General features: G+C 73.5%; 22 protein-coding genes. 10 read left to right on the forward strand and 12 right to left on the reverse strand.

Features of this window, described 5'->3' with window-relative positions; all coding sequences use genetic code 11:
* Positions 1 to 119: 119 nt before the first annotated feature.
* Positions 120 to 605, reverse strand: a complete 486-nt coding sequence (locus ACWEK3_RS01170) for a hypothetical protein (RefSeq protein WP_453248620.1) — start codon at positions 603 to 605, stop codon at positions 120 to 122.
* A 188-nt stretch (positions 606 to 793) separates the two neighbouring features.
* Here ACWEK3_RS01170 and ACWEK3_RS01175 point away from each other — a divergent pair, with 188 nt between their 5' ends.
* On the forward strand, positions 794 to 1,714 hold the full coding sequence (locus tag ACWEK3_RS01175) for an NAD(P)-dependent oxidoreductase (protein ID WP_453248621.1): 921 nt from the start codon (positions 794 to 796) through the stop codon (positions 1,712 to 1,714).
* A gap of 30 nt (positions 1,715 to 1,744) precedes the next feature.
* Here the strand turns inward: ACWEK3_RS01175 and ACWEK3_RS01180 are convergent, their stop codons facing one another.
* From ACWEK3_RS01180 to ACWEK3_RS01220, 9 genes are all read right to left on the reverse strand, one after another.
* The gene (locus ACWEK3_RS01180) at positions 1,745 to 2,650 is read right to left on the reverse strand and encodes an SCO2400 family protein (RefSeq protein ID WP_453248622.1); all 906 of its coding nucleotides are present in this window, start codon (positions 2,648 to 2,650) and stop codon (positions 1,745 to 1,747) included.
* A 144-nt stretch (positions 2,651 to 2,794) separates the two neighbouring features.
* Positions 2,795 to 3,163 carry a hypothetical protein gene (locus ACWEK3_RS01185; protein ID WP_390872885.1) on the reverse strand — a complete coding sequence of 123 codons (369 nt, stop codon included), beginning with the start codon at positions 3,161 to 3,163 and terminating at the stop codon, positions 2,795 to 2,797.
* 38 nt (positions 3,164 to 3,201) lie between these two features.
* Positions 3,202 to 4,029, reverse strand: a complete 828-nt coding sequence (locus ACWEK3_RS01190; protein WP_450543189.1) for a hypothetical protein — start codon at positions 4,027 to 4,029, stop codon at positions 3,202 to 3,204.
* Between the two features lie 275 nt (positions 4,030 to 4,304).
* Entirely contained in the window at positions 4,305 to 5,126 is an 822-nt protein-coding gene (locus tag ACWEK3_RS01195) for a rod shape-determining protein (protein WP_450543191.1), read from the reverse strand.
* Positions 5,127 to 5,207: 81 nt separating this feature from the next.
* Positions 5,208 to 5,540, reverse strand: coding sequence for a TraR/DksA family transcriptional regulator (locus tag ACWEK3_RS01200; protein WP_225076521.1), 333 nt, complete (start codon positions 5,538 to 5,540; stop codon positions 5,208 to 5,210).
* 168 nt (positions 5,541 to 5,708) lie between these two features.
* The gene (gene secD / locus ACWEK3_RS01205) at positions 5,709 to 8,087 is read right to left on the reverse strand and encodes a protein translocase subunit SecD (RefSeq protein WP_453248623.1); all 2,379 of its coding nucleotides are present in this window, start codon (positions 8,085 to 8,087) and stop codon (positions 5,709 to 5,711) included.
* Between the two features lie 102 nt (positions 8,088 to 8,189).
* Positions 8,190 to 8,642 (reverse strand): hypothetical protein, encoded by a 453-nt coding sequence (locus ACWEK3_RS01210; RefSeq protein WP_450543196.1) that lies wholly within the window; start codon positions 8,640 to 8,642, stop codon positions 8,190 to 8,192.
* A 114-nt stretch (positions 8,643 to 8,756) separates the two neighbouring features.
* Positions 8,757 to 9,416: a response regulator gene (locus tag ACWEK3_RS01215; RefSeq protein WP_100568361.1), complete on the reverse strand. Its 660-nt coding sequence runs from the start codon at positions 9,414 to 9,416 to the stop codon at positions 8,757 to 8,759.
* Between the two features lie 2 nt (positions 9,417 to 9,418).
* Positions 9,419 to 10,375, reverse strand: a complete 957-nt coding sequence (locus tag ACWEK3_RS01220) for a HAMP domain-containing sensor histidine kinase (protein ID WP_390724133.1) — start codon at positions 10,373 to 10,375, stop codon at positions 9,419 to 9,421.
* 298 nt (positions 10,376 to 10,673) lie between these two features.
* Between ACWEK3_RS01220 and ACWEK3_RS01225 the strand changes: the two genes are divergently transcribed.
* From ACWEK3_RS01225 to ACWEK3_RS01255, 7 genes are all read left to right on the forward strand, one after another.
* Positions 10,674 to 10,997, forward strand: coding sequence for a TraR/DksA family transcriptional regulator (locus ACWEK3_RS01225; protein WP_225076525.1), 324 nt, complete (start codon positions 10,674 to 10,676; stop codon positions 10,995 to 10,997).
* Between the two features lie 57 nt (positions 10,998 to 11,054).
* Positions 11,055 to 11,426 (forward strand): TraR/DksA family transcriptional regulator, encoded by a 372-nt coding sequence (locus tag ACWEK3_RS01230; protein ID WP_453248624.1) that lies wholly within the window; start codon positions 11,055 to 11,057, stop codon positions 11,424 to 11,426.
* Positions 11,423 to 12,247, forward strand: coding sequence for a rod shape-determining protein (locus tag ACWEK3_RS01235; protein WP_450543201.1), 825 nt, complete (start codon positions 11,423 to 11,425; stop codon positions 12,245 to 12,247). The genes ACWEK3_RS01230 and ACWEK3_RS01235 overlap by 4 nt, the downstream gene beginning before the upstream one ends.
* 84 nt (positions 12,248 to 12,331) lie before the next feature.
* Entirely contained in the window at positions 12,332 to 12,985 is a 654-nt protein-coding gene (locus tag ACWEK3_RS01240) for an Rv1733c family protein (protein WP_450543203.1), read from the forward strand.
* Positions 12,986 to 13,432: 447 nt separating this feature from the next.
* Complete coding sequence (locus tag ACWEK3_RS01245) at positions 13,433 to 15,499, forward strand: SPFH domain-containing protein (RefSeq protein ID WP_450543205.1); 2,067 nt, start codon at positions 13,433 to 13,435, stop codon at positions 15,497 to 15,499.
* 172 nt (positions 15,500 to 15,671) lie between these two features.
* Positions 15,672 to 20,591, forward strand: a complete 4,920-nt coding sequence (locus ACWEK3_RS01250; RefSeq protein ID WP_453248625.1) for a DNA repair ATPase — start codon at positions 15,672 to 15,674, stop codon at positions 20,589 to 20,591.
* 5 nt (positions 20,592 to 20,596) lie between these two features.
* Complete coding sequence (locus tag ACWEK3_RS01255; protein ID WP_390724138.1) at positions 20,597 to 20,764, forward strand: hypothetical protein; 168 nt, start codon at positions 20,597 to 20,599, stop codon at positions 20,762 to 20,764.
* A 25-nt stretch (positions 20,765 to 20,789) separates the two neighbouring features.
* Here the strand turns inward: ACWEK3_RS01255 and ACWEK3_RS01260 are convergent, their stop codons facing one another.
* On the reverse strand, positions 20,790 to 21,056 hold the full coding sequence (locus tag ACWEK3_RS01260) for a GlsB/YeaQ/YmgE family stress response membrane protein (protein WP_141359764.1): 267 nt from the start codon (positions 21,054 to 21,056) through the stop codon (positions 20,790 to 20,792).
* Between the two features lie 210 nt (positions 21,057 to 21,266).
* Between ACWEK3_RS01260 and ACWEK3_RS01265 the strand changes: the two genes are divergently transcribed.
* Complete coding sequence (locus ACWEK3_RS01265; RefSeq protein ID WP_453248626.1) at positions 21,267 to 22,439, forward strand: TerD family protein; 1,173 nt, start codon at positions 21,267 to 21,269, stop codon at positions 22,437 to 22,439.
* A gap of 43 nt (positions 22,440 to 22,482) precedes the next feature.
* On the forward strand, positions 22,483 to 23,145 hold the full coding sequence (locus ACWEK3_RS01270; protein WP_450543212.1) for a transglycosylase SLT domain-containing protein: 663 nt from the start codon (positions 22,483 to 22,485) through the stop codon (positions 23,143 to 23,145).
* A 210-nt stretch (positions 23,146 to 23,355) separates the two neighbouring features.
* Here the strand turns inward: ACWEK3_RS01270 and ACWEK3_RS01275 are convergent, their stop codons facing one another.
* Positions 23,356 to 24,039, reverse strand: coding sequence for a phosphatase PAP2 family protein (locus ACWEK3_RS01275; protein ID WP_450544283.1), 684 nt, complete (start codon positions 24,037 to 24,039; stop codon positions 23,356 to 23,358).
* Between the last annotated feature and the right edge of the window lie 628 nt (positions 24,040 to 24,667).

The following is a 24,667-nucleotide window of genomic DNA, read 5'->3' on the forward strand; positions in this document are numbered from 1 at the left end:
TTGACGCAACGTTGACCGGTCTGGGGAGTGCCCTGGGGGATGCCCGCCCTGCATTCGGCCGCATGCCCCCACAGCCCCGCGGTGTGCGGTGCGCCGCCCGGGGCGCGCGGCGCGGCGGATCAGTACCGCAGCGCGGTGCCCACCTCCGCCCTGACGGGGGCGGACAGCTTGCGGACGCTGCGGGCGGTGGCCGTGGCGGTCTTCCCGGCCGGTACGTCGGGGACGGTGACGACCACCGTGTCGAGCAGGTTGCCGCCGCTGTCCTTGAAGTCGACCTGTACGGCGAAGGACTTGGCGGAGCCCGCCGTGTTCTCCACCCTGACCGCGACGGTGGCGTGCCCGTCCGAGGCGGTGGCCGGGGCGCCCAGGGCCACGGCGCTCCGGGCGTCGATGCCGTTCTTCACCTCGTCCAGCCTGCGGCCCGCCTCCGCGGTGGCCGAGGAGAGCATCTCGTCGGCCTGCGAGGCGAGCGAGGAGACCGCGGACGCCGCCTCGCTCGCGCTGCGGGAGGGGGTGCTGCCGCCGCCGGAGCAGCCGGTCGTACCGAGGGTCACGGCCACCGCGAGCGCCGCGCCCGTCGTCCAGCGTGCCCGGTGACCGGCCATGTCGCCTCCCACTGCCCGTTCGCCCGCCCCTCGCGCGGAGGAGGGACCGGCCGCCCCTCAAGTGAACCGCCGGGCACGGGTACCCGCACCTTCGTGTCACCCGTGCGGCGCCGTGGCCGAGCCGCTTCGCCGGACACCGGGCCCGGAGTCCGCGCGATACTCACCGCATCGATCAGGAGGAGGGCGACATGACCGACATCCGTACCGTGGGCGTCCTGGGCGCCGGGATCATGGGCGGCGCGATGGCCCGCAACCTCGCGAAGGCCGGGCACACCGTCCGGGTGTGGAACCGCACCCGGGCCAAGGCCGAGCCGCTGGCCGCCGACGGCGCGCACGTCGCGGACTCCCCCGCCGAGGCGGTGCGCGACGCCGATGTGGTCCTGACGATGCTCTACGACGGCGGCACGGTGCTGGAGGTCATGCGCGAGGCCGCCCCCGCGCTGCGCCCGGGCACGGTCTGGGCGCAGTCGACCACGGTCGGCCTGGAGGCGGCCGGTGAACTGGCCGCCCTCGCCCGTGAGCACGGACTGGTCCTCTACGACGCCCCGGTGCTCGGTACCCGGCAGCCCGCCGAGGCGGGCCGGCTGACCGTGCTGGCGGCGGGGCCGGCCGAGGGCCGGGAGACGGTGACGCCGGTGTTCGAGGCGGTCGGCGCCCACACGGTGTGGACGGGTGAGGACGCCGCGGCGGCCACCGCCACCCGGCTGAAGCTGGTGGCCAACAGCTGGGTCATCGCGGCCACCGCGGCGACGGGGGAGGTACTGGCCCTGGCCAAGGGGCTCGGCGTGGACCCCCAGGGCTTCTTCGACCTGATCGCCGACGGCCCGCTCGACATGGGCTACCTGCACGCCAAGGCCGGCGTCATCCTCGACGGCGCGTACCTGCCCCCGAGTTTCGCGGTGGCCACCGCGGAGAAGGACGCCCGCCTGATCGTCCAGGCCGGCGAGGCCCACGGCGTCCGCCTCGACGTGGCCGCCGCGAGCGCCGAACGCTTCGCTCGCGCCGCCGCGGGGGGCCATGCGGACGAGGACATGGCCGCGGCGTACTTCGCCAGCTTCGCAGACGACTCCGGCGGGCCCGGCGAGTCCGCCGGACCCGCCGGGCCCTGACCGTTCAGCCGCCCGCACCGGGCCGGGTGGTCAGCCGAGGCAGATCACCAGCAGGCAGAGGTGGGACGGCGACGTGGGCGTGTCGGTGGGGCTCGTCTGCGGAGTCTGCTGGGCGTTGCCGTCGGACGAGCCGGCCCCGGGTGCGGTCCGCTGGGTCGCCGTCGAGGACGACCGGGACGCCGACTGGCCCGACGGGACCGGCTGGGCGGACGGGACCGACTGGCCCGGCTGGGCGGACGGGACCGACTGGCCCGGCTGGGCGGCGGAGCTGGAGCCACCGGCGGCCGGCGCCGTGTTGTCCGGCCGCGGTGTGGACAGCAGCGTCCGCCTCGGCGCCTCGTGCGCGCCGGCGGGCGCGGACGGGGCCTGCGCGGTACGGGCAGCGGCGGCGTCCGGGGGTACGTCCTGCGGCGTGGTGCCCCGCGGCGCCGACCGCTGGTGCGGCACACCGGCCGCGGGCGGGGACTGCCGGGCGCCGGAGGGCGGCGAGGACGGGTCGCCGTGCTGCGCCGGCCGGCTGTCCCCCACGGTGCCCGTGTGCGGGGCCTCCGGTGCCGGGGCCGCCTGCGTGCGGTCGGTGGAGTGCCGGTCCATCGAGGCGACGGTCAGACCTCCCCCGACGAGAGCGACGGCGGTCGCCACCAGAGCCCTGCGCTGGGTCTTCTTCCAGCGGGCCAGCTGACGGCGCCGGGCCGCACGCCCGGGCCGCTGCCGCGGTGGCGGCGCGTCCGTCGCGTCTGCGGCGAGGTCGCCGAGGGCGAGGCCCGCGGCCCCGCCCGCCGCGAGGCCGGTCGTGCGGGCCGTCGCGGAATCGGTCGCGGTATCGGTCGTGAGGGGCGCCGTGACGTCCGGTGCTATGTCCGGTGCGTACGCACCGCAACCGGGGCACACCAGGGCGCCGTTGAGGTGCCTACGGCACGTGGAGCAGTAGTCCATCCGGTCTTCCTGACTAGGCCTGCCGAGCGGCCAGTCACGTTAACAAGGCTCGCGAGGGACTGTGTGCAGCCTGTGTGACGCTCCTGCGCGGATTCCCGGCACCCGGGCCCGAGCGTGTACGTCCACTCGGGCCCGGCCCGACTGTCAGGCGCGGTCGGTCAGCTCGTCGGCGTACACCTGCGACAGCGGCTGAGGACCCACGTACTGCTGGCAGTTGCACTGCCCCGGCTCGAAGCGCAGCGGCTTCTTGTTCTCGTCCCAGGCCGTCGGCACCTCGACGCGCTCGTGGCACCGGCCGTTCTTGTCGTGCTTGGCCAGATGGTGGGTGCAGCCGCACACCGGCTCCGGCGGCTTGTGCGCCGTCTCGACCGCCAGCCGCTCGGCCTTCGCCGCCTCCATCAGTTCGAGCTTGCGCTCATGCCGGTTACGCAGCGCGGTGCGGACGTTGTCGGCGACCCAGGCGAAACCGCCGGTCCAGAAAATGATCACTACCACCCAGATCCAGCCGCCCATCGGCCCTCACCCTTCCCCCTGCGGAGTCCATCGTGAGTTTAGGAGGAGTCCCGGACGTTCGCGCCCGGCAGGGCCGGGTGACGTCGCGGACGCTGTGGCCGGTGGTGCGGATGCGGGCCCGTCGGGGCACCCGCCGGGCCCGGGGCCCGCCGCCACTTGGCCAGTACGGCCGCCCGGCCCGGCAGCCATCTCGGGCCGCGGCCGTGGAAGAGCGCGAGGACGATCGCCGCAGCCACCGCGATGAGGTGCTCGCGGCCGGCCAGGTTGGGCCTGACCACCGACTCCACCACCATCGAGCCGCCGGTCAGGAAGAACACGACCGGGGCGCGCCGCACCACGGACAGGTAGGTGAACAGGCCCACCACGGCGGCGGACGGCCCGGTGTCGAGGATCCGGCCGGCCTCGGGCGGCAACCCCAGCCCCCACCAGCCGGGCCCGATCGCGATCATCGCCCGCACGGTGAGGGTGCCGGCCAGGGTGGTCGCGTACGAGATGAACAGCGTCCGGCCACGGCCCAGGGTGAGTTCGGCCAGCGCGAACGCGAGGAACAGCTGGGTGATGCCGGCCCACACCGGCAGGTCGAGCGCCGGGACGTACAGCGACACCGGGGTGCGCAGCAGGGTCAGCCACAGCGGCAGGTCGGCCTGGACGCCGCCGAGGATCCGCACCGCCGCCTCCCCGGCCGGCCGCTGTGCCACCTCGTGGAAGAGGATCACGCCGAAGGCCGCCACGAAGGCCAGCACCAGCCCGGACAGCCCCCGGCGCGCCAGTTGCCGTACGGGGTCGACGACGATGCCGTGCCACTCGGCGCGCAGCGTCCGCCCGGCGAACCGGGTGAGCCGCGCGGCCGCGTCACGCACCCGCACCGGTCCACCGTCCTCCGGTCCACCGTCCTCCGGTCCACCGTTCTCCGGTACGCCGTCCGGTGACCGGCCGGTCCGCTGTCCGCGGCCCCGCCACTCGTCGTCCGCCGGTCCCCCCGGATCCGTCGGACCCCCCGGCTCCCCCGGCTCCCCCGTCCATGGCTTCGTACCGCTGTGCCGCTGCACCGCCGTTCGGCTCCTTAGCAGTTCCCCCACCCCATCGTGCGCACAACCGTATGGACCGCAATCGGGCCTGCCGCGTTCCCCCAGGGGCGGCGTCACAGCGGCGGCAGGGGCCGCGGCGGGCTCAGGGCGGGATGGCGCAGGACCGAGTGCAGGGCTTCGACGGCGCCGCGCACCGCGGCGGTCTGCGGCCGCGGTACCGCCCGGACGTGGGTGTGCAGCCGCGCGGAGAGCCGGTAGGCCAACTCGGGGCGCAGCGCGCCGCCGCCGACGAGGAGGGGGCCGCGGTCGAGAGCGTCGACGAGCGCGGGCCGGGGATCGTCCCGCAGCAGCCCGGTGACCAACGTGGTGACGGCGGTGCCCAGTTCGGCGAGGGCGCCGGCGCGTACGTCGTCGGTGCCCATGGTGGCCCGGCGGGCGGCGGCCACCCGGCCGTCGGTGAGCAGGGCCACCTCGCTGAGCTGGGCGCCGACGTCGATGACGAGCAGCGCGGCGGACAGGTCGGCGCCGGCGCCCAGTGCGGCGGCGCGGACGCTGTCGATGGTCAGTACGGCCCGCGGCCGCAGTACCTGAAGGAAGCCGACGGCGGTGGCATGGGGCCGTGGTCCGCTCAGGACCGGGGTGGTGAGGACGACGACGGGCCGGGCGTCGTGCGGGACGCGGTCGGCCAGCAGCCGGGAGACGAGCCGGGTCGCGCCGGCCGGGTCGACGACGGTGCCGCGCCGGACGGGGCGGGCGGCGGCGGAGCCCTGGTGGGTGACGGTGGGCACGTCGAGGATGTCGCCGAGGCCCTCCGCCCAGACCCGGGTCCGGGCACTGCCCAGGTCCAGGGCGATGCCCGGACCGCGCCCGCGGACCGGGCCGGTGGGCCTGCGGCCCCCCGGGGCGGCGGTCGCCGTGCTGTCGCCGAGGATCACCGGTCGGCCTCCTTCACCTCGGACAGGGGACGCGGACACGGGCCGCGCCGCGCGGCGGCGCCGTCGGGCGCGGGGGCCGGGTCAGCCGGCGCGCTGCTGGCAGGGCACGCAGCAGCGCGCGTACGGAAGGATCTCCAGGCGCTCCACCGGGATGGGCTTGGCGCAGTCCTCGCAGTTCCCGTAGGAGCCGTCGTCCAGCCGGGCGAAGGCGGCCTCGATGTCCTTCAGCGCCCGCTGCAGGGCGTTCTTCTGCGCGGTCAGGAGGTCGTCGGCCTCCTGACCGCCGTCCTCGCTCTCCTGGACGGCCCGCAGCTGGGCGAGGCGGGAGTTGCGCTCGTGTTCGAGGCGCTGCCGGGCATCGTGCGCGCTCAGGCGCTCGGCCGCGGAGGCACTGCTGGTGGTCTCCCACGACATCGGCGATACGGTCCCTTCTGGCAAAAGAGCCGGTGACGAGGGGGGCCGCGGTGACGTACGGCCCCCCTCCTGACCCTCCAGCGTGGCCGCGCGCGCGAGATGCGGCCATCGGTCGCAGTACCCATTTCCGGTGGGCGGCGGGGTGCACCGCCGCCCACCGTCAGGGCCTCAGACCCGCGCCGGTGCGCTCCGGCGGGCGGGCTTGCCGCCGCCCGCGCCGCTGCCCGAGCCACCGCGCCGGCCGCCGCGCTGGTGGCGGTGCAGCTCGATGGCGAGCGGGGAGGCGGTGAACACCGAGGAGTAGGTGCCGACCACGAGACCGATGAGCAGCGCGAGCGCGAAGTCGGTCAGCGAGTCCCCGCCGAAGAGCGTCAGGGAGATCAGGATCAGCACCGCGCCCATGCCCGTATTGATCGTGCGGGGCAGCGTCTGCAGGATTCCCTTGTTGGTGATCTGCTCCAGCGGTGTCTTGCGGTCGCGTCCGAGCAGTTCCCGGATGCGGTCGAACAGGACCACCGAGTCGTTGACCGAGTAGCCGATGACGGTGAGCAGCGACGCCAGGAACACACCGTCGATGGGTTTGCCGAGCCACGCGAAGACGCCGACGAGGATGACGACGTCGTGCGCGAGCGCGGCGACCGCCGCGGTGCCGAACAGCCATCGGAAGCGGGCGGCGAGGTACAGCAACTGGGCGCCGAGGGCGACGCCGAGTGCGATGAGCGCGTTTCGGCGCAGTTCCTCGCCCAGGCTCGGGCCGATCAGCTCGTCGCGGATCTTCTCCGTCTTGCCGCCGAGTTCGCTGATGGTCCCGGTGACCTTGGTGGCCTCGGCGTCGGTCAGGTCCTCGGTGCGCACGGTCAGGCCGTTGTCGTTGGACGACTGCACGAGCGCGCCGGGGAAGCCCGCGTCGGCGAGGGCGGTGCGGGCCCGGTCGGGGTTCACGGGGGTCGCGGTGGTGTACTCGATCAGCCGGCCGCCGGTGAACTCCAGGCCGAAGTTCAGGCCCCGGGCCGCGACGCCCGAACCGGCGAGCACGAGCAGGACCGCGGAGGCGGCCAGCCAGCGACGCGGGTGGCGCATCAGATCCGGGTTGCGGCGCATGAGCAGATCGCGGACCCGTCCGGTGGTCGCCAGACCCGTGAGCAGGTGGCGGCGGCGCACCCAGGTGCGGTCCACGGCGAACTCGGCGAGCACCCGGGTGATCACCAGCGCGCTGATCATGGACGCGACGACACCGATGGCGAGGGTGACGGCGAAGCCGCGCACCGGACCGGTGGACAGGAAGAACAGCAGTCCCGCCGCGATCAGCGTGGTGATGTTGGAGTCGGCGATCGCGCTGAAGGCGTTGCGGAATCCGGCGGTGAGGGCCGAGCGCGGGCTCGGCCGGTGCATACCGGCGTACTCCTCACGTGCTCGTTCGAAGACGAGCACGTTGGCGTCCACGGCCATGCCGATCGCCAGGACGAAACCGGCCAGGCCCGGCAGGGTCAGGGTCGCGCCGAGGACGGCCAGGGCGGCGTAGGAGATCACTCCGTAGCAGAGCAGGGCCACCGCCGCGAGGAAGCCGGTGAGGCGGTAGACGGTGATGATGAACAGGATCGTCAGGGCGGTGCCGATCACCGCGGCCCAGGCGGTGGCCTCGATGGCGCTGGCGCCGAGGGTGGGGCCGATGGTGTGCTGCTCGACCGTCTCGACCGGCACGGGCAGGGCGCCGCCGTTGATGAGCAGCGCCAGCTCGCGGGCCTGGGCGTCGTCGAAGGAGCCGGTGATCTGCGTGGAGCCGTCCGCGATGCCCGTGCCGCAGGCGACGGACGGGGCGACCTGTGGGGAGGAGATGACCCGGTCGTCGAGCACGATGGCGACCCGGCGCGCGGGGTCGCCCACCTGACGGCAGGCGGCCTCACTGGTCAGCTTGGCCCACGCGGCCCGGCCCGCCTTGTCGAAGTCGACGGTGACGGTCCAGCCGGCGCCCGTCTCCTGCTCGAAGCGGGCCTGGGCGCCCTTGACGTCCTTGCCGGTCATGGCGCTGTCCTGAAGGCGCAGCTTCTGCCCCGACTCGTCGGGCAGGACGAGTTCCTTGGACGCGTCGGGTTCCTTGGACGCCTCGGGTTCCTTCGAAGCGCCGGGTTCCTTGGGTTCCTTGGAGTCCTTGGGGTCCTTGGGGTCCTTGGACGCCTCGGGCCTGGACGTGGCGGGGTCCTCGGTGCCGTCGGCGACGCCGACCACCGGGTGGAAGGTCAGCTGGGCGGTACGGCCGAGCACGTCGGCCGCCTTCTTGGGGTCCTGTACGCCGGGCAGCTCGACGATGATCCGGTTGCTGCCCGAGCGGACGAGGGTCGGTTCGGCGACGCCGAGCGCGTCGACCCGGCCGCGCAGCACTTCCAGGGCGCGGTCGGTGGCCTCGCGGTCGGCCTTGGTGGTCGGGGTGGAGCGGGTCTCCAGGACGATCTGGGTGCCGCCCCGCAGGTCGAGTCCGAGACGGACGGGGATGGTGGCGGTGATGTACACGGACAGGGCGATCACGGCGAGGGCGAACAGCGCTCTCACCCGGGAAGTACTGCGTTTCGTGCGTTTCAACGGAGGCCTCCGGCAGGCACGCCGCGACTGCGGCCGACGCGGTCACGGCGGTCGAGGGGCGAACGGGGGACGTCAGATGCCGAAGGCCCGCGGCGGCGCCCGACCGCCGTCCTGCACCACGTGCACCGTGCGGGCGGCGACGGTCACCGGGACCGGTCGCGTCCGCCCGGGTGCGGGGAGGGGGACGTCCGTGACGTCCTCGGTGTTGGCGAACTGCCCGTGCGCGACGGGCCGGTCCCCGTGGAACTCCTGCCGGGTGCCGTCCTGCCCGGAGCAGACGACGGTGCACCCCTGCCCGGCGTGCGGGGCGTACGTGGGACGCTCGTCGGTCCCGGAGTGGCCGCCGCCGGGCGCGGAGCCGGAGTGCGGTCCGGGCGCGAGGTCCGCGACGGATGCCGCCGCGGTGGCGGGTGCGGGCAGCGGCGGTGGGCTGCCGGTGGTGAAGACCGCCAGCAGGGTGAGCAGCGCGGCCGTCAGGAGGGCCAGGGCACGGGACGTGGGGGCGGTGCTCGGCGCTGGGTGCATGCACCGTCCCCTTTCGTGTTTCGTGGTGGCACTCGTGGCGGACGCGGGTGTCGTACCCGGGATCCCGGCCGGGGAGTGGGCAGCCGGGACCCCAGGCGGTCGTGGGGCGGGCGGTCAGGGTTCGATCAGACCGGCCCGGATGGCGTAGCGGGTGAGTTCGAGCCGGTCGCGCAGACCGAGCTTCTGGAGCAGGTTGGCGCGGTGCCGCTGGACGGTCTTGATGCTGATGAAGAGGATCTCGCCGATCTCCTTCGAGGAGTGCCCCTCCGCGACCAGCTTCAGGACCTCCTCCTCGCGGGGCGTCAGGACCTGGTCCGGGGTCTCCTCGCCGTGGCGGACCCGGTCCAGGTAGTTGCGGATGAGCGCGGTCACCGCGCCCGGGTACAGGAACGGCTCGTCCCGCATCGCCGCCCGGCACGCGGCGACCAGGTCCTGGTCGGCGACGGACTTCAGCACGTACCCGCTGGCACCGGCCTTGAGGGCCTGGAAGAAGTACTGCTCGTTGTCGTGCATGGTGAGCATCAGGATCCGCAGGTCCGGCTTGAGCGCGACCAGCTCGCGGGTGGCCTGGAGCCCGGTCAGCCGGGGCATCGCGATGTCCAGCACGGCGAGGTCGATGTCGTGGGTGCGGGCCATCTCGATGGCCTCCGCGCCGTCACCGGCCTCGGCGACCACTTCCAGGTCCGGTTCCTGGTCGAGGATGAGCCGCACCCCCCGTCGTACCAGCGCGTGGTCGTCGGCGAGCAGGATGCGGATCGTGGTCGGCTCGGACATGGTCAGGTCTGCTTCCTGGGGACGACGGGCGCGGTCAGCCGGACCTCGGTTCCGGCCGCGGGGGCGGGGGCGATGTCGAGGCCGGCCCCGATGAGCAGGGCCCGCTCGCGCATGCCGCGGATGCCGGCGCCTTCGTGCGCCGCCTTGATGCCGCGCCCGTCGTCGGTGATGGCCAGCTCCACGGCGCCGTCGGTGTGCCGCAGGCTGACCTCGATCCGTTCCGCGTCCGCGTGCCGGGCCACGTTGGTCAGGCTCTCCTGGGCGACACGGTAGAGGACCAGCTCCGTCTCCGGCTCCAGGGCGGGCAGGTCGGTGTCGAAGCGGCGCACCACCTGCAGCCCGGTGTGGGTGGCGAAGTCGGTGGTCAGCGAGGTCAGCGCGGCGACCAGACCGAGGTCGTCCAGGACCCCGGGCCGCAGCCGGCGCACCAGCCGGCGGACCTCGTCCAGGCTTCCCCGGGTGATCTCCTGCGCCTGGAGCAGTTCGTCGCGCAGCGGCGCGTCCGCCTCGTCCGCTGCCCGCTTGAGCGCGAGCAGGATCGCGGTCATGCTCTGGCCCACCTCGTCGTGCAGCTCCTGCGCGATACGGCGCCGCTCGGCCTCCTGGGCGAGCAGGACCCGGGCACTGCTCGTGGCCCGCTCGTTCTCCAGCCGGTCGAGCATGGCGTTGAACGTGCGGATCAGCTCGGCGACCTCGCCGCCGCCCTGCTCGGGCAGCCGCTGTCCTGGGCGCAGCAGGTCGACGGTGGTCATCAGCTTCGTCACCCGGTCCACCGGGGCCAGCCCCCAGCGCAGCAGGGCGGCGTTGGCGACCAGCATGACGGCGAGGCCGCCCACCAGGATGATGGCCTCGGTCAGCACGACCGGCACCGAGACGGTCACCGGGGCCCACAGCAGCAGCGCGGTGGCCGTGCCCAGCACCACTGCGTTGAGCCCGAAGATCCGCCAGAACAGGGACACCAGGGTTGAGCCTCCTTGTGTGATGCGTTCTGCTCTCTACTGTCGGGCATCGCGCATCCTGGACGAGCCGCGGCCCCTGGTCCCGACCGGGCCTGCCGCCAGTCTGCCTTCCGCCGGCCGCCGGGAGCGATGGGGCACGGTCCCCATTTCGCCGGGTGCGGCCTACCCATGAGCGTGTCGAGTGGATCCCCCGACCGGCCGCAAATGGGCTCTGGACCCGATGGGAAACCGCGGCGGGTTCGACCAGGGTTGATGTGACCGACCCCCGTCCCCCATTGCAGAAAGAAGGGCACTGACGATGTCGCTCGACGCCGCCCGGACCGAACCCCGCGAGCGCCTGTCCGCTCAGGAGGCCCGCCGGCGCCTTGAACACGCCCGCGGGACCCGGCTGGTCCAGCTGGAAGCCCTCGGCGAGACCGGGCAGACGGCGGACGACCACCTGATGTCCTCCCAGCGCGAGGCCATCCAGCGGGTGCTGAAGGAGATCGACGAGGCGTTCGCCCGTATCGAGGACGGCACCTACGGGACCTGCCTGGAATGCGGCAAGCCGGTCCCGGCGGAGCGCCTGGAGATCCTGCCGTACACGGGGCACTGCGTCGCCTGTCGGCGCCGTACCGCCTGACCCCGTTCGCCCCGTCCGTCCTGCCTTCGTCCTCCGCCCTGCCCAAGGGGTGAAACGGTGAACAACCAGATCATCGGCGACCGCGACACGTATCTGACGGCCGAGGACCTCGCCGCGCTCCGCGCGAACCTCGACGAGCAGCGCATGTTCCGCCAGGAGCAGCTGGAGCAGATCTCGGCCGCCGCGACGTCCCGCGCGGACGCCCTGCTCCAGCAGCAGGCCGCCTCGCAGGTGGAGGTCCGCGTGAAACTCGCGGCCTCCGCCCGCATGGTCCTCGCCGACGTCGAGGCGGCCCTGGCACGCATGGACGCGGGCGGCTACGGCACCTGCCACCTGTGCCGGCGTCCCATCGCGCGGGAGCGGCTGGAGATCGTGCCGCAGGCCCGCTACTGCGCGCGCTGCCAGCGGGTCAGGGAGGCCGGACGGTGACCGTCACCCAGCGTTCGCGTGCCGCCGCGGCCACCCGGCACCGGCCGTGGCCGCTGGGCCGGCAGGGCTGGGGCATCGCCCTCGACATGGGCAGCGCCCGCACCCGCGCCTGGGTCGCCGGGCGGGGGCTGGTCCTGGACGTGCCCACGGTGACGTTCCCCGGCTCCGGGGCGGTGTATCCGATCCAGCGCGGCACGATCATCGACACCGCGGGCACGGCCCGGATGCTCGACCGCCTGCTCGGCAACCGCCTGCCCCGCTTCACCCGCCCCCTGGTCGTCCTCACCGCCCCCGTCCTGGACGGGGTGGCCTTCCGCAACGAGGCCCGTACGGCGGTGGAGGTGCTGCGGCCGCGCGGTGTGCTGACCATTCCCAGCGCGCGGGCCGTCGCCCTGGCCGCGGGCGCGGACCTGTCCCGCCCGCTGCTCGTGGTGGACATCGGCGCGCATCTGACCGAGGTGGTGCTGCTGTCGGAGGGCGCCGTCGTCGACGCGCGCCGCACCGCGCTGGGCACCAGCGACCTCGACTCCGCCTCGCCGGTGCAGATCTGCGAGGCGGTGGCCACGATGGTGACCGCGATGCTGCGGCAGGACCGTACGTCGCTCACCGTGGACGCGCTGCGCCGGGGCGCGCTGCTGGCCGGGGGCGGAGCCCTGCGCCCGGAGATCACCTACCACCTCACCGGCAGGCTGCACGCGCCCCTCAAGGCCGTGGCGGCGCCGCACACCGCCGCGGTCCGCGGCGCCGCCACCCTGCTGCGTTCCGCGCACGACCGCCCCGAGGGTCCGGCGGGCGAGCCCTCCGAGCCGCCCGCCCCGTAGACCAGCCCCCGTCCCCACCGCGCACGGAAAAAGAGGACCACCGGAACCCCCAGAACCACGAGGACACGGAAGGAGGGCCGCACCATGGCCGGCGGCATCCCTCGGGCCCAGCCGCCCCCCGAAGGGCTGTTCCCCGACGACCCGCTCCCCGACGAACTCCCCACCCGCGTGCTCTGGCGCCTTCGGCGCAACCCGATGCGCCGCCCCAGCGACCTGCTCCAGGCGTGGATCGGCCTCGGCATCCTGCTGGCCGTGCTGGCCGGCGCGCCCGTGGCCATGTTCTTCGTCGGCAAGACCGCCCTGCGCCACTACGAGCAGGCGGCCGAGCACCAGGAGAAGACGCGGCGGCAGACCACCGCGGTCCTCCTGCACGCCGCTCCCCGCCATCCCGAGCCGGGCTCCGAGGAGGCGAAGAAGACCCGCTACCCGGTACCGGTGCGCTTCACCGACCCGGGCGGGCTCGCCCGTACCGACAGGACCGACGTCGAGCCCGGCCTGCCCGCCGGCAGCTCCGTCGACATATGGGCCGACACCGACGGACGCATCACCGAGCCGCCGCTGACCACGGCCCAGGTCCGCAGCCACAGCACGGGCTGGGCGATCCTCGCCGCGCTGGCCGTCCCGGTCGCCGGCGCCGCGGCGTACGGCGCCGCCGGCCTGCTGGTCCGCCGCCGCAACCTGGCCGCCTGGGACAGTGCCTGGGCCCGCACGGCCCCCCGCTGGCCGCCATCCTCGTGATCGCGGGGTGCCGGCGGCCGCGGGCCGCGCCGTGCCGTATCCGGTACCGCCCGTAAGAGGGGCGGCACTTTCCGGACTTTCCGAGCCCGGCTTCCCGAGCCCGGCTTCCCGGTCTTGATGCTGCACTGTCAGGTCACCGGCAGGAAGTACCGCCGAACACTGCCGGAGACCGGCAATGTGCGAGGTGGGCCCGGTCGGGCATCATGTTGCGAGGGGAGCACCGCGGACGGTTCCGGTGCCGGACACCGGCAGATGTCCGGTGCCGGGGCCGGCAGGGGGGAAGTACCGCCGCCCGGTGCGTCGCAGGGGGAAGAGGGGGCTCGACGATTCCGCGGCGCACCCGCCGCCCGCCGCCCGCCGCCTCAGCCGCCGGGACACGGCGGGGGCCGGACCCGGCCACCCGGTCTCTCCCTTACTCACCGTTCCTTACCGTCAAGGACGTATGCCATGGATGTCATCGGCGCACTCGTCGCGGCCTGCCTGCTCCTCGTACTCCTCGTGCTGTTCACCTTCTCCCGGCTGTTCCGGAAGGTGGAGCAGGGCAAGGCCCTGATCGTCTCCAAGATGCGCAAGGTCGACGTGACCTTCACCGGCCAGGTCGTCCTGCCGGTGCTGCACAAGGCCGAGGTCATGGACATCTCGGTGAAGGCCATCGAGATCACGCGCACCGGCCGCGAGGGGCTCATCTGCCGGGACAACATCCGCGCCGACATCCGCATCACGTTCTTCGTACGGGTCAACAAGACCGTCGAGGACGTCGTCAGGGTCGCCCAGGCCGTCGGCACCGCCCGCGCCAGCGACCGGGACACGCTGCAGGAGCTGTTCCACGCCAAGTTCTCCGAGGCGCTGAAGACCGTCGGCAAGCAGATGGACTTCACCGACCTCTACACCAAGCGTGAGGAACTGCGGTTCCAGATCATCGAGGTCATCGGTGTCGACCTGAACGGCTACCACCTCGAGGACGCGGCGATCGACTACCTGGAGCAGACGCCGCTGACCCAGCTCGACCCGGGCAACGTCCTCGACGCCCAGGGCATCCGGAAGATCACCGAGCTGACGGCCGTGGAGCACGTGCGCACCAACGAGGCGCAGCGCACCGAGCAGAAGGAGATCACCCGGCAGAACGTCGACGCGCGCGAGGCCATCCTGGAGCTGGAGCGCCGCCAGGCCGACGCCGAGATCAAGCAGAGGCGGGAGATCGAGACCTCCCGCGCCCGCGAGGAGGCCGAGACCGCCCGCGTGGTGGAGGAGGAGCGGCTGCGCGCACAGAGCGCCTTCCTGCACACCGAGGAGGAGCTCGGCGTCCAGCGCGAGAACCAGGCCCGTGAGGTCGCGGTCGCCGCGAAGAACCGCGAGCGGGTCATCGCCATCGAGAACGAGCGCATCGAGAAGGACCGCCTCCTGGAGGTCATCGCCCGGGAGCGGGAGACCCAGCTCACCCGGATCGCCGCCGACAAGGAGGTCGAGGCGGAGAAGCGGGAGATCGCCGAGGTCGTCCGCGAGCGGGTCGCGGTGGACCGTACGGTCGCCGAGCAGGAGGAGTCCATCAAGAAGCTGCGCGCCGTGGAGGAGGCGGAGCGCGAGCGTCAGGCCGTGATCATCGCCGCCGAGGCGGAGGCGCAGGAGAAGCTGGTCAAGGACATCAAGGCCGCCGAGGCCGCCGAGCAGGCCGCCACCCACCGCGCGGCCGAGGAACTCACCCTGGCCGAGGCCCGGTTGAAGACCGCCGACCTCGACGCGCGCGCCAAGCTGCGCCTGGCGGAGGCCGTCAAGGCCGAGGCCGCCGCGGAGGGACTGGCCGCTATCCAGGTCCGCGAGCAGGAGGCCGAGGTCATCGAGAAGGCCGGCCGCGCCGAGGCCGAGGCCTTGCAGGCCAAGGCTCTGGCCGAGGCCCAGGGCACCGAGGCACGGCTGCGCGCGGAGGCCGAGGGCGCCCAGGCCAAGGCGCTCGCCGAGGCCGCCGCGATCGGCGAGAAGCTGAAGGCCGAGGCGGCGGGCCTGACCGAGAAGGCGGCCGCGATGGCCGCCCTGGACGAGGCCTCCCGCGAGCACGAGGAGTACCGGCTGCGGCTCCAGGCGGAGAAGGAGATCCGGCTGGCCGGCCTGGAGGCGCAGCGGCAGGTCGCCGAGGCGCAGGCCACGGTCATCGCGACCGGCCTGGAGCACGCCGACATCGACATCGTCGGCGGCGAGTCGGTCTTCTTCGACCGTCTGATGAGTGCCATCTCGTTCGGCAAGGGCGTCGACGGCTTCGTGGAGAACTCCCGTACGGCGCAGGCCCTGGCGGCGCCCTGGCTGGACGGCTCGTCGAGCTTCCCCGACGACCTCGCCCGGATCCTCGGCCAGGTCAACTCGGCCGACGTCAAGAACCTGACGGTCTCCGCGCTGCTGATGAAGATGATGCAGTCGGGCGGCACGAACGCCGGTCAGCTCCAGCAACTCCTCGACCGCGCCGGTGAGCTGGGCCTCGCCGACACCCCGCTCACCGCCCTCAACGGCACCGCCCGGGTTTGACGACCCGTGGGGCGGGCCCCAAGCCGCCGCCTTGGGGCGGCGGTTGAGGGCCCGCCCCACGGATCACGCCGGAATCACGGGGCCGGGACGCCCCCGCCGGCGGGAGCCGGCCTGATCCGCCGGACGGGCCGGGCCCCGGGCCCGCACCTCTTCGCGAAGGGACGCACCACCCATGGCCACCGCCCTGGAGACGGGTTCGTACGACTCCGTGGACACCGGAACGTACGAGGTGCTGCGCGACCGGCTGACCGCGCAGGCCGCCGAGCTCGCCCGCGGTGCCGAGCGACTCAACGCCCGACGGGCCGAGGAGTTCGGCGCCACGCGCCTGGACCTCACCGGTACCGGCCGGCTGCGCACCGAGCACCCCAGCGTGCCCCGCGACGTCGTGGCCGTCGGCGACCGCCTGCTGTTCGGATACAACGGCAACCGGCCCGAACCCGAGGTCGGCGACGTCCTCGCGCTGTACGACCGGGAACTGAACCGGCTGCCCGAGGACGCGGTGCCCGGACTCCTCGACGACCCCGCCTTCGTGCGGGAGTTCGGGGCCCTGCACCGCTACTACCGGCAGGCCCGGCTGCTGAGCCTGCGCCGCGTGGAGGGCCGGCTGCTGGCCGTCTTCCGGACCGGCGAGAAGGCCGGCGACATCCGGGTGCTGCGCTGGACGCTCACCGCCGACGGCCGGGCGGCGTTCGTGGACGGGCGCGGCGAACGCGACCATGTGCCGCCGTCGTCCCACGACTTCGAGTGGACCACGACCGGTCGCGGGGACCATGTCCTGGGCCGCCACCCGCACGTCTCCGTGCGTGGCGAGATCTTCGTCTCCACCATCGGCGGCCACCTCACCGTCAAAACGGAGGACGACACCGAGACCGACGAGGGCATCCACAGCGAGCCGGTCGACGAGCCGCTGCAGGCCCTCGCCGACGCGGACATCGCGCACGCGAGCGTGGGCCCGCTGATCCTGCTGCGGATCCGCCCCTACAAGGAGCAGGCCCACCGCTACCTCGTCTTCCACACCCTCACCAGGGCCGTGGTCCGCCTCGACGGCATCGGGCAGGCCTGCCGCCGCCTGCCCGACGACCAGGGCATCGTGTTCCCCGGGGGCTACTGCCTGGCCACCGGCGCCCACAAGACCTACGAACTGGACAGCGCGGGCCTGGAGTTCGAGCGCGAGGTACGTTCGCCCTACGGCGAGGACGTGCTGTACGCCTTCCACGCGCCCGCCGAGGGACGCAGCCTGCTGCTGTCGTACAACACCATCCGCGAGGAGGTCGCCACCCCGCTGTCCTGCCACGGCTGGGCGCTGTTCGACGACGGCACGCTGATGGCGCTGCGCACGGACCCCTCGGCCGGCCCCGACGAGCCGGGCCGTGTGCACCCCCTCCAGCTGTGGAGCTCCCCCTACGTCTCCGACACCCACGCGGGATCCACGGGCACCGGACTGCTCGGCCGGGTCGGCAACGCCGACCTGGTACGCGGCATCTCCGACTGCCTGTCCATCAGCCGCGCCGTCGCCGAGACCACGCCCACCGCCGAGGTGTACGAGGCACTGGCCGCCGCCTGCGTCCGCGCCCTCGACAGCCACCACTGGCTGGGCGAGGAGGAGCTGGGGGACCTGCGCACCCCGCTGGACGCCGTACGGGCCACCGCCGAGCAGGTGCTGGAGGAGTTCCGTACCGTACAGGCGCTGACCCGGCAGGCCGCCGACGCGCTCGAAGCGGCCGCCGGCCGGCTCGCCGCGGTGGTGCGCCGGCTGCGCGGCGAGGCACCGCGCGGGGCCGCCGCCTGGGTCGGCGGCCTGAGCGAACTGAGGCAGTCCCAGGGCCACTTGCTGACCCTGAAGGAGATGCGGTACGCCGACACCGCCCGCATCGACGAACTGGCCGCCGAGGCGGAGGCCGACCTCGCCACGTTCGGGCAGCGGGCGGTCGCCTTCCTGGCCCGCGAGGACGCCTTCGCCGACCACCACGAGGAGGTCGAACGCCTCGCCGCCGACGCCGAGTCGATCGGCAGCGTCGCCGAGGCGGCACCGGTCGCCGGCCGGCTCGACGACCTCGCCGGCTCGCTGCGCACGGTCACCGAGGTCGTCGCCGGCCTCGACATCGGCGACGCCACCGTGCGCACCTCCGTCTTGGAACGCATCGCCGAGGTGCTGGGCGGTGTCAACCGCGCCCGCGCCCTGCTCGACGCCCGCCGCCGCGAACTGCGCGACCAGGAGGGACGCGCCGAGTTCGCGGCCGAGTTCGCGCTGCTCGGCCAGGCCGTCACCGGCGCGCTGGCGTCCGCGGACGATCCGGAGTCCTGCGACGAGCAACTCGCCTCCATGCTGGTGCGGTTGGAGAACCTGGAGTCCCGCTTCGCGGAGTTCGACGACTTCCTCGGCGAGCTGACCGACAAGCGCACCGAGATCTACGAGGCCTTCTCCGGCCGCAAGCAGGGCCTCCTGGACGCCCGCGCCCGCCGGGCCGAGCAACTCGCCGCGTCCGCGGGCCGGGTGCTGGAGACGATCGCCCGGCGCGCGGCCACGCTCGCCGACGCCGACGCCGTCAGCACCTTCTTCGCCTCCGACCCGCTGGTCGCCAAGGCCCGCCGCACCGCCGAGGAACTGCGCGAACTCGGCGACCCGGTACGGGCGGAAGAACTGAGCGGCCGCCTGAAGTCCGCCCGCCAGGAGGCGGCCCGCGCACTGCGCGACCGCACCGACCTGTACGCCGACGGCGGCCGCACCCTCCGTCTGGGCACCCACCGCTTCGCCGTCACCACCCGGCCGCTCGACCTCACCCTGGTCCCGCACGGCGACGGCCTCGCCTTCGCCCTGTCCGGCACCGACTACCGCGCCCCGGTCACCGACCCGGGCTTCGCGGACACACGCCCGTACTGGGACCGGCGGCTGCCGTCCGAGTCGCCCGAGGTCTACCGCGCCGAACACCTCGCCGCCCGGCTGCTGCGCCGCCACGGCGCGGCCGCGCCGGCCCAGGCCGACCTGCCGGCCCTGGTGCGCGAGGCCGCGGAGGAGGCGTACGACGAGGGCTACGAGCGCGGTGTCCACGACCACGACGCGACGGCGATCCTCACCGCCCTGCTCCCCCTGTACGAGCAGGCCGGACCCCTGCGCCACGAACCCGCCGCGCGGGCCGCCGCCCAGCTGTTCTGGGCGCACGGCACCACCGCCGGGGCCCGTACGGCGTGGACCCGGCGAGCGGCCTCCCTGGCCCGCGCCCGCGACGCCTTCGGCCCGTCCCCCGCCATCGCCGAACTCGCGGCGGAACTCGCGGCGGCCCTCGAGACCTGGCCGGCCGCCCCGGGCGGCCACGGACCGGCCTCCCTGGGCGCGGGCGACCTGGCACCCGCTGCCGCGGCGTATCTGTTCCAGGAGCTGACGAGTGGGCCCGACGGGTTCGTCATCAGCGCCGCCACCCGCACCCTGCTCGACAAGTTCCGCCGCACCGTGGGCAGTTCCGCCTACGACGAGGACCTGGCCGCGCTCGACGACCTCACCGCGCGCCGCCAGCTGGCCGAGGCGTGGCTGTCGGCGTACGTCACCTCCACCGGTACCGAGACCACCGCCGGTGACCTGGCCGAGGCGGTGGCCGCCGAGCTGTGCCCGGACCTGCCCCGCTACGAGTCCGAGGTCTCCCCGGTGACCACGGTCGAGGGCCTGCTCGGCACCCACCCGCGCGTCGAGGGCCGCAACCTCACCCTGCGGATCGACGAGTTCCTGGCCCGCACCGAACGCTTCGAGACACGGGAGGCACCCGCCTTCCGCGCCTACCAGCGCCGCCGCACCGCCCTGGTCGACACCGAGCGGGCCCGGCTGCGCCTGGAAGACCACCGCCCGCGCTCCATGGCCGCGTTCGTCCGCAACCGGCTCATCGACGAGGTCTACCTGCCGCTCATCGGTGACAGCCTCGCCCGCCAGCTCGGCACCGCGGGCGAGACCAAGCGCACCGACACCGGCGGCCTGCTGCTGCTCGTCTCGCCGCCCGGCTACGGCAAGACCACGCTGATGGAGTACGTCGCCGACCGCCTCGGCCTGATGCTGGTCAAGATCAGCGGCCCGGCGCTCGGCCACGCCGTCACCTCGCTGGACCCGGCCGAGGCCCCCAACGCCACCGCCCGCCAGGAGATCGAGAAGATCAACTTCGCGCTGGCGGCGGGCAACAACACCCTGCTGCTTCTGGACGACATCCAGCACACCTCACCGGAGCTGCTCCAGAAGTTCATCCCGCTGTGCGACGCCACCCGCCGTGTCGAGGGCGTCCGGAACGGCGAGGCGCGCACCTACGACCTGCGCGGCAAGCGGTTCGCCGTCTGCATGACCGGCAACCCGTACACCGAGTCGGGCGAGCGCTTCCGCGTCCCCGACATGCTCGCCAACCGCGCCGACGTCTGGAACCTCGGCGACGTCCTCACCGGCAAGGAGGACGTCTTCGCGCTCAGCTTCCTGGAGAACGCGCTCACCGCGAACCCGGTGCTGGCCCCACTGGCAGGCCGCGACCGCCGCGACCTCGACCTGTTCCTCCGGCTCGCGGGCAACGACCCCGCGGCCCGCGCCGACCGGCTCGGGCACCCCTACGCGCCCGCCGAGGTCGAGCAGATCGTGTCCGTGCTGCGCCATCTGCTCAGCGCGCGCGAGACGGTCCTCGCCGTCAACGCCGCCTACATCGCCTCCGCCGCCCAGTCCGACGCGACGCGCACCGAGCCGCCGTTCCGGCTCCAGGGCTCCTACCGCACCATGAACAAGATCGCCCAGCGGCTGCGGCCCGTCATGAACGGCGCCGAACTGTCCGCCGTCCTCGACGACCACTTCACCGCCGAGGCGCAGACCCTCACCACGGGAGCCGAGGCCAACCTGCTGAAACTGGCCGAACTGCGCGGCACCCTGACCGCGCGACAGGCGACTCGCTGGGCCGAGTTGAAGTCGGCCCACGTCCGTGCGCAGGCCCTCGGCGGCCCGGCCGGGGATCCCCTTGCGCGCGCGACCGCCGCTCTTGCCCTGCTGGCCGACCGGATGGGTGCCATCGAGGCCGCCCTGACCGGCCGCACCGCCTCCCGGGCCCGGCACGCGGCCGAGCACGCAAAGGAGGAGTGACGACGATGCAGACGATGACGGCGGTCATCGCGGCCATGGCCTTGATGACGCCCTTCCTGGTCCCGCTCAGCACCGCCACGCTGATCGTGGCGGCCAGTACGACCGTCCTGGTCCGCCGCGACCGCCGCCGGGCCCACGCCTACCGGTGCCCGTCGCCGGCCGAGGAGGAGTGAGTGCTTTTCGGGCGGTGCCGCCGGATCAGTTCCGCGAGTTGCCGAACAGGAGGCGGTAGCCGATGAGCAGCACGAGCGAGCCGCCGATGGCCGCGCCCCAGGTGTAGAGGTCGAAGAAGTTGCTCTCCACGGGCCGGTCGAGGAACCTGGCGGAGAGCCACCCGCCCACGAACGCGCCCGCGATGCCGATGAGAGTCGTGCCGATCAGTCCGCCCGGGTCCCGCCCCGGCAGCAGGATCTTGGCGATGGCCCCGGCTAGCAGTCCGAGGATGATCCAGCCGATGATGCTCACGTCGCCTGTCCTCCAGGAGTGTTGGTTACCCGATCGCATGGTTCCGGATGCCTGCTATGGCCAGGACGCGAGGTACGGCGCCCGTGGTTGCCTGGCCGGTCCGCATCCAGCCACATATTTTCATTATTGCGCAACCCCGGAACTGCCGAGGAGGGCACGCGCGTTGACCTCCATGAACACGGGGGACAGGAAAAGCTGCGGAGGAGTTCGATGAGTGTGCCCTTGACCAAGGGCGGCAACGTCTCGCTGAGCAAGCAGGCTCCCGGCCTGAGGGCGGTCACGGTCGGGCTGGGCTGGCAGGCGGATGCCGGATACGAGCTGGACGCCAGCGCGCTGTTGTGCGACGCGTCCGGCAAGGTGCTGTCCGAACGGCACTTCGTCTTCTTCAACAACCTGAGCAGCCCCGACGGTTCGGTCCGCCACAGCGGCGGCAGCCCCGTCGGTGGCGGCGACCAGGAGATCGGCGTCGACCTGACCCGTGTGCCCGCCGAGGTCACGAAGGTGGTCTTCCCGGTCTCGCTCTACGAGGGAGCGGCCCGCGGGCAGTCCTTCGGCCAGGTGCAGCGCGCCCACATCCGCGTGCTCGACCAGGAGGGCGGTGCCGAACTCGCCCGGTACGACCTGGCGGCCGGCGGCCTGGCCGGTGAGACGGCGCTGGTCTTCGGCGAGCTGTACCGGCAAGGCGCGGAGTGGAAGTTCCGGGCGGTCGGCCAGGGGTACGCCTCGGGCCTCGCGGGCATCGCCGCCGACTACGGCGTGGACGTCCTGCGGGAGACGGCCGACCCGGACCCGAGCCCGGCCTCGTCCGTCCCGGACCCCGGTGCGGGGGCGTACGGGACGACCCCGCCGGCCCCTGTGCCCACGCCCCCGCCGGCCCCTGTGCCCGCGCCCCCGCCCCTGCCCGCCGGCCCCGTGACGCCGACACCGACCCTGGTGTCCCCCCAGCCGCGGACCGTCGCCGCACCGCCGCACCCCACGAGGAGTCCCGACATGACCTGCTTCTTCGACCCCGGCCACGGCCCCGGCACGACGAGCGTCAACTGGTACCCGCAGTGGGGCGTGCCCCGGCCGGTCCAGGCGTGCGCCGAGTGCGCGCAGCGCGTCCAGACCACCGCGCCGCCGTTCTACACCCCGCCCCAGCCGATGAGCCCGGGGTATCCCCAGGCCCAGCAGGGCTATCCGCAACAGGGGTACCCGCAGCAGGGCTACCCGCAGCAGGGCTACCCGGCTCCCCAGGGCGACCAGCAGCAGGGCGGCCGCCGCTTCGGCACCGGCGCGCTCATCGGCGCCGGCGCGGCCGGCCTGGTCGGCGGGGCCCTGCTGAACGAGGCGTTCGACGACGACGAGCCGGACGTGGTGATCAACAACTACTACGAGGAGTGACCGGCTCCGCCGGGGCCGGGGAGCGGGGCGGAGAGGGCGGGACATGACCGGTGCCCGGTCGCGCCGGCGCTGGCCGGCGGTGGTGCTTCTGGCCGCCGCCTGCTACATCGCCGTGCGCGCGGTCGGCGGGCCGCCCTCCGGCTCCGCTCCCCGGCCCGCGCCGGCGGTCCCGGCCCCGCCCTCCGGCCCGGCGCGACCCTCGGCGACGGCGACCACGGGACCGTACGACCCGGCCGACCACGCGGCCCAGGTGCGCCGGAGGGCCGGCCAGGCGGGCGTCAGCGCCCGGCTGCTGATGGCGATCCTCTACAACGAGTCGTACAAGCCCCACGAGCCCGGTCTCGAGCGGGCCTGGCAGAAGTACAAGCCGGACGCCGCCTTCGGCATCGCCAACATGCACCGTGCGACCTTCGACGCCACCAAGAAGGACCGTGACTTCGCGAACCGCTCCTGGGACGAACTGCCCGACGACCGCGACCTCGCCATCGAGGCCGCGGCCTGGTACCTGCACGACCTCGCGGCCGTGCTGCCCGCCCACTGGCCGGCCCCGTACAGCAGGAGCGACCTGCTGGCCCTCGGCTACAACACCGGCCAGGGCAACATGCTCGCCTTCGCCCGCGGGGCCACCCCCGGCAGCCAGGCCCGGTCCTACCTCGACAAGCTGCACGCGAACTGGGCCAGGGCCGGCCAGGCGGTCCGCTCCTGATCCGACGAGAGGCGCCGTTGCCTGGGTGGGGGCTAGAGCCCAAGTACGTCCAGTACGAGGACTTCCGGCCGGCACTCCCCCAAGCTCTTCGAGCAGGGGGTACCCCCAGAGCACGCACCGGACGCCGCTCCTTCACGGGCAAACGTTGCCTGCCGCGGCACTAGTGCCGTGCCGGGCGTCGCGAGCCGGTGAACCTTTCCGGTCGCAGCACTAGATCCGGGCCCGCGCCGCCGCCCGGCCCGTGCGCGCCGTCGACCGGGCCCGCTTCGCGGTCCGGGCGACGAGCAGCGGGCCCAGGGGCCCGGCGCCCAGCCGTTCCACCAGCGGCGGGGCGAACCGGCGCGCCATCAGCACGACGATCAGGGTGACGACGGTCCCCACCAGGGCGCCGACGCCGACGTCATGGGGGTAGTGGGCGCCGACGTAGACGCGCGAGGCCCCCATCGCCACGGCCGCGAGCAGGGCGATGGACCCCAGCCAACGGTTGATGAAGAGCAGGGCCACCGCGAACGCGAAGGCGACGGTGGTGTGGTTGCTGGGGAAGGCGTAGTCGTCGACCGGGGGACACGCCTCGATGAGGAAGTCGTGCGGGAGGGCCCGGCAGGGGCGCGGCTCCTCGAAGACGTTCTTGATCCCGCTGTTGACGACGTACGCCAGGACCACGGCGAACGGCGTGGCCAGTACGGCGGCCATGACCGTGTTCCCCTGGCGCCGGGCACGCCACCAGGCCACCAGCAGGAAGAGCGCGAACAGGCCCATGCCGAGGTCGGAGAAGAGCGCGGCGGGCTCGTTCAGCCAGTGCGTGTCCCGAGCGAAGTTGGTGACGTCGGTGTAGAGGCCGCCGTCGATGGCCGCGCCGTCGAGCCCCGTGGCGGGCGGGGAGGAAGTCGTCATCAGGTGGATCTCCGGGCCATGGGTCCACGTGCGTGAGCGCTCCGGGGAACGCGTGTGAACACACGCGGACGCAGAAGTGGAACCCTCGTGAAGTCTGGCCGTCCGAGGGATGAACGTCTACAGATTGGTAGACGGTAGCAGTTGGAGATCGGGTTGCTTCAGGCGCCGTCGAATTGCCGCCGGGCCGATCGCGGCCTCTTGAGGGCGGGCGGTCGTGGCCAAGGGAGTCCTGGCGCTCGCCGCCATCCAGCCCAGCCCGCTCGGCAGCGCCACGACCAGGCGAATCCACGGGGAACGCTCCGGCGGCGGGCTCATGCGGCCGCCGGGCCGGCCGAGTGATGAACGTCGGCCAAGTGGTGAAGCAGGGGCAGACCCGCCACGGGGGGGTGCGAACGAGTCTGCCCCTGCTCGATGCCGCCCGCGTACCTCCCCCCGGAGAGCAGGCGGCCTGACCCCGCCCGGGGTCACTAGGTTCAGCGCTGCGGGAGCGCCGAATGTCACGGGTCCCGGTGCACTGACACGAAGTCGACACAACTGTGCAGTAAGGCACTCATCGCGTCACTCAGTGCGTCACAACTCGCATGCCGCATTCCCAGTGATTCCGCGGAATTCCATGCGATTCCAAGCA

The organism is Streptomyces sp. NPDC004721, from assembly GCF_053601495.1.

What these genes read in the sequence shown, in the direction of transcription:
- ACWEK3_RS01210 (WP_450543196.1), bottom strand. Translation starts at nt 8,642, where the DNA reads ATGCACCCAGCGCCGAGCACCGCCCCCACGTCCCGTGCCCTGGCCCTC.
- ACWEK3_RS01275 (WP_450544283.1), bottom strand. Translation starts at nt 24,039, where the DNA reads ATGACGACTTCCTCCCCGCCCGCCACGGGGCTCGACGGCGCGGCCATC.
- ACWEK3_RS01225 (WP_225076525.1), top strand. Translation starts at nt 10,674, where the DNA reads ATGTCGCTCGACGCCGCCCGGACCGAACCCCGCGAGCGCCTGTCCGCT.
- ACWEK3_RS01175 (WP_453248621.1), top strand. Translation starts at nt 794, where the DNA reads ATGACCGACATCCGTACCGTGGGCGTCCTGGGCGCCGGGATCATGGGC.
- ACWEK3_RS01265 (WP_453248626.1), top strand. Translation starts at nt 21,267, where the DNA reads ATGAGTGTGCCCTTGACCAAGGGCGGCAACGTCTCGCTGAGCAAGCAG.
- ACWEK3_RS01240 (WP_450543203.1), top strand. Translation starts at nt 12,332, where the DNA reads ATGGCCGGCGGCATCCCTCGGGCCCAGCCGCCCCCCGAAGGGCTGTTC.
- ACWEK3_RS01200 (WP_225076521.1), bottom strand. Translation starts at nt 5,540, where the DNA reads ATGTCGTGGGAGACCACCAGCAGTGCCTCCGCGGCCGAGCGCCTGAGC.
- ACWEK3_RS01245 (WP_450543205.1), top strand. Translation starts at nt 13,433, where the DNA reads ATGGATGTCATCGGCGCACTCGTCGCGGCCTGCCTGCTCCTCGTACTC.
- ACWEK3_RS01170 (WP_453248620.1), bottom strand. Translation starts at nt 605, where the DNA reads ATGGCCGGTCACCGGGCACGCTGGACGACGGGCGCGGCGCTCGCGGTG.
- ACWEK3_RS01180 (WP_453248622.1), bottom strand. Translation starts at nt 2,650, where the DNA reads ATGGACTACTGCTCCACGTGCCGTAGGCACCTCAACGGCGCCCTGGTG.
- ACWEK3_RS01185 (WP_390872885.1), bottom strand. Translation starts at nt 3,163, where the DNA reads ATGGGCGGCTGGATCTGGGTGGTAGTGATCATTTTCTGGACCGGCGGT.
- ACWEK3_RS01250 (WP_453248625.1), top strand. Translation starts at nt 15,672, where the DNA reads ATGGCCACCGCCCTGGAGACGGGTTCGTACGACTCCGTGGACACCGGA.
- ACWEK3_RS01255 (WP_390724138.1), top strand. Translation starts at nt 20,597, where the DNA reads ATGCAGACGATGACGGCGGTCATCGCGGCCATGGCCTTGATGACGCCC.
- ACWEK3_RS01215 (WP_100568361.1), bottom strand. Translation starts at nt 9,416, where the DNA reads ATGTCCGAGCCGACCACGATCCGCATCCTGCTCGCCGACGACCACGCG.
- ACWEK3_RS01270 (WP_450543212.1), top strand. Translation starts at nt 22,483, where the DNA reads ATGACCGGTGCCCGGTCGCGCCGGCGCTGGCCGGCGGTGGTGCTTCTG.